The sequence below is a fragment of the Flavobacterium cutihirudinis genome, assembly GCF_003385895.1.
Classification (GTDB): Bacteria; Bacteroidota; Bacteroidia; order Flavobacteriales; family Flavobacteriaceae; genus Flavobacterium; species Flavobacterium cutihirudinis.
This window is the reverse complement of sequence record NZ_QRDQ01000009.1, coordinates 894555-902087: the sequence shown is the minus strand read 5'-3', so window position 1 is coordinate 902087 and position 7533 is coordinate 894555. Positions and strand designations below refer to the sequence as shown.

At 33.3% G+C, this 7533-nt stretch carries 5 protein-coding genes and 1 rRNA gene; 3 read left to right on the top strand and 3 right to left on the bottom strand.

The genetic code is table 11. From position 1 onward, the window contains the following. Nucleotides 1-237 precede the first annotated feature (237 nt). Together rrf and pafA are read left to right on the top strand one after the other, a co-directional pair. Nucleotides 238-347 (top strand): 5S ribosomal RNA (gene rrf, locus BD847_RS14710). A gap of 372 nt (nucleotides 348-719) precedes the next feature. Beyond that, complete coding sequence (gene pafA / locus BD847_RS14700; RefSeq protein ID WP_115888999.1) at nucleotides 720-2360, top strand: alkaline phosphatase PafA; 1641 nt, start codon at nucleotides 720-722, stop codon at nucleotides 2358-2360. A gap of 126 nt (nucleotides 2361-2486) precedes the next feature. Here the strand turns inward: pafA and ald are convergent, their stop codons facing one another. Then, nucleotides 2487-3605, bottom strand: a complete 1119-nt coding sequence (ald, locus tag BD847_RS14695) for an alanine dehydrogenase (RefSeq protein ID WP_115888998.1) — start codon at nucleotides 3603-3605, stop codon at nucleotides 2487-2489. Nucleotides 3606-3806: 201 nt separating this feature from the next. Here ald and BD847_RS14690 point away from each other — a divergent pair, with 201 nt between their 5' ends. Further along, entirely contained in the window at nucleotides 3807-4265 is a 459-nt protein-coding gene (locus BD847_RS14690) for an Lrp/AsnC family transcriptional regulator (RefSeq protein WP_115888997.1), read from the top strand. 56 nt (nucleotides 4266-4321) lie between these two features. Here the strand turns inward: BD847_RS14690 and BD847_RS14685 are convergent, their stop codons facing one another. Together BD847_RS14685 and BD847_RS14680 are read right to left on the bottom strand one after the other, a co-directional pair. Then, complete coding sequence (locus tag BD847_RS14685; protein ID WP_115888996.1) at nucleotides 4322-5770, bottom strand: glyceraldehyde-3-phosphate dehydrogenase; 1449 nt, start codon at nucleotides 5768-5770, stop codon at nucleotides 4322-4324. A 208-nt stretch (nucleotides 5771-5978) separates the two neighbouring features. Then, on the bottom strand, nucleotides 5979-7379 hold the full coding sequence (locus BD847_RS14680) for a trypsin-like peptidase domain-containing protein (RefSeq protein ID WP_115888995.1): 1401 nt from the start codon (nucleotides 7377-7379) through the stop codon (nucleotides 5979-5981). Nucleotides 7380-7533: the final 154 nt, after the last annotated feature.

The window sequence follows — 7533 nt, the reverse complement described above, 5'->3', positions numbered from 1 at the left end:
GAAGATGACCACGTTGATAGGCTATAGATGTAAAGGCAGTAATGTCATAGTCGAGTAGTACTAATAATCCGTAAGCTTATGTACACCCTTTTCCCTCCGAGCAATCGGAGGGAGAGAACTTTCTAAAATAGTAAATAAAACTTTTTTCTTTATCTCAGTATGTTAAGATATTGTTTTAATTATTAATTGTCAATTATCAATTATTAATTAAAAAGTTGCCCAAGCAACGAACGACCTTAAGGTGGTTATTGCGGCGGGGCTCACCTCTTCCCATCCCGAACAGAGAAGTTAAGCCCGCCTGCGCAGATGGTACTGCAGTTATGTGGGAGAGTATGTCGTCGCCTTTCTTTTGAGAATCCTCATCATTCACTTGATGGGGATTTTTTCGTTTTACAAATGTTTGGGAGAAATCTCCTGGAAACTGAAGCTTCTGGTTTCGCATATTCAGCGTTAGGGATGGAAGTGACATCCTTTTGCGGGAACGTGAAGGTCTCTTTTATACTGAAACTTCTCCCGCAAAAGATACAGCGGACAGCCCGGCCCGGAGGGAAACGCCATAAAACATTTGTACTTGCTGTTTTAAAATAAGTTATATGGTCGCTATATCTCTAGTGATGTAATTCTGTTAAATTAAAGTCAATTTTAGGTTTTAAATTAGTCTGAGCTAGCCTTTTTGAATGTGAATACTTATTTTTGTTTTTAAATATTATAATTTAAGTATGAAAAAAACTATTGTATTGTTGACATTGTTTGTTATTGCAAATTTAAATGCTCAACAGCGCCCTAAGTTGGTTGTAGGTATTGTTGTAGATCAAATGAAAATGGAATATTTATATCGTTTTTCAGATGATTTTACTCAAAATGGCTTTAAGAGATTAATGAATGAAGGATTCACTTTTCAGAATATGCATTATAATTATATGCCTACTTATACCGCACCGGGACATGCTTCAATTTATACTGGTACAACACCGGCAACTCATGGAATAGTTGGTAATGAATGGTTCAGCAGAACTTTAGGTAAAGAAATGTATTGTACCGATGATGCAGGAGTAAAAACAGTTGGTGATGGAACCGCTGAAGAAGGTGCAATGTCTCCAAAAAATCTTCAGAGTACTACAATTACTGACGAAGTGAGAATGGCAACAAACTTTCAGGGAAAAGTTATTGGAATGAGTCTTAAAGATCGTGGCGCAATTTTACCTGCGGGTCATTTTGCGAACTGGGCCTTTTGGTACAGCAAAACAGGTTCTTTTATTTCGAGTACTTTTTATGGTGAAAAATTACCGGAATGGGTAACGGAATTCAATAATGAAAAAAACTATTTGAAATATATAGATAAAGGTTGGGATTTATATAAGCCAGCTTCTGTTTATAATGAAAGCCTTCCTGATAATAATCCTTATGAAGGTAAATTATATGGAAGTGCTGCACCAGTTTTCCCATACGACCTTAAGAAAATGTATGAGAAAAATGACGCGGGAGTTATTAGATCGACTCCGTTTGGAAATGATTTGTTAGCGGAATTTGCTAAAAAAGCAATTGAAAAAGAAGAGTTAGGTAAAGATAATATTACTGACTTTTTAACTGTTAGTTTTTCTTCAACTGATTATGTAGGCCATTTATTAGGACCACGTTCAATGGAGCTTCAAGATACTTATTTAAGATTGGATCAGACAATTGCTGACTTTTTAGCATATTTAGATAAAACTGTTGGTAAAGGAAATTATTTGCTTTTCTTAACTGCAGATCACGCTGGTGCTGAAAATGTAATTTATTTAAAAGATCGCAAGTATAATGTAGACAATTATCCGTCAAAAGATGTACGTAAAAGCCTTCAGGATTTTTCAGTTAAGACCTTTGGAGTTGACTTGTTATTGAATTATTCTAATTTTAATATTTTCTTCAATAAACAAATTATTAAAGATAAAGGGCTTGAATTAACGAAAGTTAAACAGGCTTTTAAAGAGTTTTTAATTTCACAACCTCAGGTTAAAAAGGTTTATACGGAAGAAGAAATTTTAGCTAACGGAGGTAATGATTATTACTTAAACTTTGTTGCAAAAGGTTATGATGTAACACAGGATGGTGATATGGTTGTGATAGATAAACCAGGAAATATAGAATATTCAACAACTGGGACATCGCACGGAACACCTTACAGTTATGATACTCACGTACCGGCTATATTTTTTGGATGGCATATTAAAAAAGGAGAATCTTATGATAAAAAAGCTATTACCGAAATTGCTCCAACTGTAGCACAAAAAATCAAAGTTACTTTTCCTAATGGAACCGAAGCAAAAGTTATGCAGGAAGTTTTAGATGATAAAAAGGAAGTTTTGAATACGAAAAAATAATTCAGAGTAAGCATAAATTTAGAAGCCAGTCAGTTGACTGGCTTTTATTTTGCAATAAAAAAAGGCTTTTCAATTAAGAAAAGCCTTTTGAATAGTGTTTAGTAAGCACTTATTATAATGTTAGCACTATGCGTTTGCTAACACTAATTCTTCATTGTAAGGAAGATTCCAAGCTTCTGCAACTCCTTTGTAAAGGATTTTTCCATTTGCTACGTTTAATCCTTTTTTCAATTCTTCGTTTTCTGCACATGCTTTTTCCCATCCTTTATTTGCTAATTGTACAGCATATGGTAAAGTTGCATTAGTTAATGCTAAAGTAGAAGTGTAAGGAACAGCTCCCGGCATGTTAGCCACACAATAGTGAACAATATCATCAATAATGAAAGTTGGGTTTTCATGAGTTGTTGGTGTACAAGTTTCAATACAACCACCTTGATCAACAGCAACGTCCACAACAACTGCTCCTGGACGCATTAATTTAAGCATGTCACGAGTAATTAAGTGAGGTGCTTTTGCTCCTGGAATCAAAACAGCACCAACAACTAAATCAGCATCTTTAATTGCTCTTGTAATATTATAATGATTAGACATTTCTGTATTTACGTTTGCAGGCATGATATCGTCTAATTGACGTAAACGTGGCAAACTTAAATCCATAATAGTAACCTGAGCTCCTAAACCTGCAGCCATTTTAGCAGCCTGAGTTCCAACAATACCTCCACCTAAAACTAAAACTTTTGCCGGTGGTACACCTGGAACACCACCTAAAAGAATTCCTCTTCCTTTTAATGGTTTCTCAAGATATTTTGCTCCTTGCTGAATAGCCATACGACCTGCAACTTCAGACATTGGAACTAATAAAGGTAAACTACGATCCGTTTTTTCAACAGTTTCATAAGCTAAACAAACTGCACCTTTTTCAAGCATTGCATGAGTTAATTCTTCTGAAGAAGCAAAGTGGAAATAAGTGAAAAGTAATTGATCTTTTTTGATTAAAGGATATTCAGAAGCAATTGGTTCTTTTACTTTAATAATCATTTCTGCGATAGCATATACGTCTTCGATAGTTGGTAAAACTACCGCACCAGCCTGAGTATATTCTTCATCAGCAAAACCACTTCCTAAACCTGCAGTTGCTTGAACATAAACAACATGTCCGTGTTTTTTCATTTCAGAAACTCCTGCTGGAGTTAATGCTACACGATTTTCATTGTTTTTAATTTCTTTTGGAACACCTATTATCATCTTGTTATATTTTTTTGTTTTTTCTTGAATTTGTTTTACAAAGCTACTGATAGAGAATAAATTATTGATTATTGAGTATTAAATAAGAAAATATTATTTTATTTTATACTTTTACAGAAAATTTTTCTTTTTAAGAACAAATAGGATTCTCCAAAAAGAAAAAATGACTAAATTTTACTTAATAAAGAAAACGTTTTCGTTATGGTTTTAGATGAAATTGACAAGAAAATCTTACGTCTTTTGCAAGAAAATGCACATTACACGCTAAAAGACATTGCAAACAAAATAAATTTATCTTTAACTCCTGTTCATGACAGAGTGAAACGTCTTGAAAAAGAGGGTGTTATAGAGAAGTATGTTTCAATTTTGAATAAGAAAAAACTAGGCAATAATCTTACGGTTTATTGCCAGGTTACTTTAACAAAACAGACTTATGATACATCTGAAGGATTTAATCAATCTATTTTGAATTTGCCTGAGGTAGTAGAGTGCAATTATGTTTCCGGTAATTTTGATTATATGCTTAAGATAATTATTCCCGATATGGAAAGTTATCATCATTTTCATCAGAAGAAATTGTCTATTTTACCTGAGGTTTCGTTGATTAATACGGTTTTTGTAATTTCTGAAGTAAAAAGTACTACCGTTCTTCCTATATAAAGGAAAAGCCACCAAAAAATTGGCGGCTTTCAGTAATAGTTGGTTTTGGTATTATATTAATAGTATGTAAAACGTCTAACTTTTGCAATGTATTTTGCCAGACGAATTACCTGATGACTGTATCCATATTCATTATCGTACCAAATGTATAAGACAATATTTTTTCCATCTTTCGAGACAATAGTTGCATTACTGTCATAAATGGAAGGTGCTGATGTTCCTACAATATCGGAAGAAACTAATTCATTGTTTAGAGAATACTTTATTTGTTCTACAAGTTCGCCTTCGAGCGCGTACTTTTTCATTATCTTATTAATCGCTGCAATTGATGTAGCTTTTTTAACTTCCAGATTGAGAACTACTAATGAACCATTTGGAACCGGAACACGAATAGCATTAGAAGTTAATTTCCCTTCTAAAGAGGGTAGCGCTTTAGCAACAGCACTTCCTGCGCCAGTTTCAGTAATAACCATATTTAGAGCTGCAGCTCTTCCACGGCGGTACTTTTTATGCATATTATCAACCAGATTTTGGTCGTTTGTGTAGGCATGAATAGTTTCTAAATGTCCTTTTACCACACCAATAGTATCTTCAATTGCTTTTAAAACTGGCGTTATAGCATTTGTAGTGCAAGATGCGGCAGAAAAAATATTGATTTCGTCTGGATTAAAATCATTATGGTTTACGCCATGAACAATATTTGGAATTCCCTTTCCTGGTGCTGTTAATAATACTTTACTAACACCTTTTGAAACTAAATGTCTTTTTAAAGCTTCTTCAGTTGTAAAAGCTCCTGTATTGTCAATTACTAAGGAATCATTGATTCCGTATTGTGTGTAATCTATTTCTTCTGGTGTATTTGCAGTTATAACATGAACGGTTGTTCCGTTGATAATTAAAGCATTATTCTTTGGATCAGCGATTACTGATCCTTGAAAATCTCCGTGAATTGAATCATAACGCAAAAGAGAAGCTCGTTTCTCTAAACTTGATGCATCATTTTTATCACGCGTTACGATTGCTCTCAAACGCAATTGATTTCCTTTTCCGGTTTTAGACATTAGTTCTCTTGCTAGTAAACGCCCAATTCTTCCAAAACCATATAAAACAACATCTTTTGGTTGAACTTCTTTAGAAGATTTTGCATTCTTTAATTTATCCATCACAAAGTATCTTGCATCCGGATATTTTTCGTCTTCTAAACGATATTCGTAAGTTAATTTTCCTAAATCTATTTTTGCAGGAGGCAAATCTAAGGATAGAACAACTTTTGCGATTTCAACCGAATCAAAAATGGTAATTGGTTTTCCAACAAATTCACCCGCGTATTGATGCAGATTGATAATATCGCTGACATTTTGATCCAATAATTGGTTTTTAAATAAAACCATTTCGATGGATTTGTCATACCATAAATCACTTATAACTTTGATTAATTCGACACCAGCTCTTCTTCGGTCGACTTGTAATGATACCTCTTTTTGGTACAAGGATTTTTTGCTCATAATTAACTAAATTGAAAAAATAAAATGCTCACTATTTTAAAATTTGGCGCAAAAGTATCCATTTCAATCGATTTCGTAAACTATTTTAGCATTTATTTTTGAAAATAAAAAAGCCACCTTAAATTTTTTAAGATGGCATTTTTTGAGTTTTCAGTAGCAGTCTCGGTTTGCAGTTTTAAAACTGAAAACTGAGACTAAATACTGCGACTTAAATTATAATTCTAAAAATCTCTCCGTTTCGGTTTATCATTTCAATTCGGATACTTTGTCCTTCGTCTTTTTTGCTTAAAAGTTTTGAAACTGTTTCAACATTTATTGCTTTAACATTATCAATACTTAAAATGATATTACCCTGAAGTTCGTTTTGATATTGCATTAAATTCTCATTTGTAATATTTTTGATTTTAACACCATAATCTATTCTGAACTTCTTTTTATCGGCAGCATCTATATTTTCTAATTCGATACCTTTAAATTCGGCGCTGTAAAATTCATTTTTGCTTAAAGTTACAGGAACAGTTTTTGTTTTACCGTCTTTGATGTAAGTAACTTTCACAACATCATTTGGTCTTTTTGTATTAATGTAACCTGAAAGATCAGCATAAGTTGAAATATTTTGCTCGTCTAATTTTACAATAATATCTCCCTTAGTTAAACCAGCTTTTTCTGCACCTGAATTTTTAGAAACCCTATTAATATAGAATCCTTGAGTTTCCGTGATTCCTAGTTCTTTAGAAGCTGTACTATTAAGTTCGCCACCTTCAACACCAAGAATACCTCTTTGAACATTTCCGTATTCCATAATATCCTCAATAATTTTTCGTGCGATATTAGATGGAACTGCAAAAGAATAACCAACATAAGAACCTGTCATTGATGAGATCATAGTGTTAATTCCAATTAATTCTCCTCTTGCATTAACTAACGCTCCACCGCTATTTCCCGGATTTACTGCAGCATCTGTCTGGATAAAAGACTGAATTCCGCTTTGGTCTAAATTTCTGGCTTTCGCCGAAACGATTCCGGCTGTAACAGTCGAAGTCAAATTATATGGATTTCCAACGGCTAAAACCCATTCGCCGACCTTTACAGAATCGGAGTTGGCAAAAGCGGTGTAAGGCAGTTTTTCATCGGCATTAATTTTCAAAAGAGCGATATCCATTTTAGAATCGGTACCGATTAATTTTGCTTTGTATGATTTTTTATTGTTTAAAGTAATTTCAATTTCTGTAGCGTCTTTAATTACGTGATTATTAGTCACTATGTATCCGTCTTCAGAAATAATTACTCCAGATCCGGTTCCTACTTGTTCTTGCTGCTGTTGTCCGCCATAACCATAGAAAAATTCGAGCATTGGGTTACTAACAGTTCTTCGTGAAACGTTTTTAACGTGCACAACAGTATGGATCGTTTTGTCTGCGGCTTCAGTAAAATCGACTGCCTCAGTTGCTAAACCAACATTTCTACCAAATGAGTTTGGGGCAAGAGTTACAACAGAATTTCCTTTTCCAAAAAAAGAATTGTTGCTTTCAAATAATAACTTGTAAGCACCAAGAGTAATAGCACCACTAAGTAATGACACTAAAAATAAGGCTGAAAATCTTTTCATATTAGAGTTGTAATTAAGTTATTAGAATTTAGTTTCATGTTTTATTTAACGTAAAATTACTTCAAAAAATTATTTGTAAAAATGGTTTAACGCTCTTTAACAATGATTAACATTTCATTAATTAATAGTTTGTACTTTTGTATTTCTAACAACT

Excerpts from the sequence above, each read along its gene's own strand:
- ald (WP_115888998.1), bottom strand. The coding sequence starts at position 3,605 with ATGATAATAGGTGTTCCAAAAGAAATTAAAAACAATGAAAATCGTGTA.
- BD847_RS14685 (WP_115888996.1), bottom strand. The coding sequence starts at position 5,770 with ATGAGCAAAAAATCCTTGTACCAAAAAGAGGTATCATTACAAGTCGAC.
- BD847_RS14690 (WP_115888997.1), top strand. The coding sequence starts at position 3,807 with ATGGTTTTAGATGAAATTGACAAGAAAATCTTACGTCTTTTGCAAGAA.
- BD847_RS14680 (WP_115888995.1), bottom strand. The coding sequence starts at position 7,379 with ATGAAAAGATTTTCAGCCTTATTTTTAGTGTCATTACTTAGTGGTGCT.
- pafA (WP_115888999.1), top strand. The coding sequence starts at position 720 with ATGAAAAAAACTATTGTATTGTTGACATTGTTTGTTATTGCAAATTTA.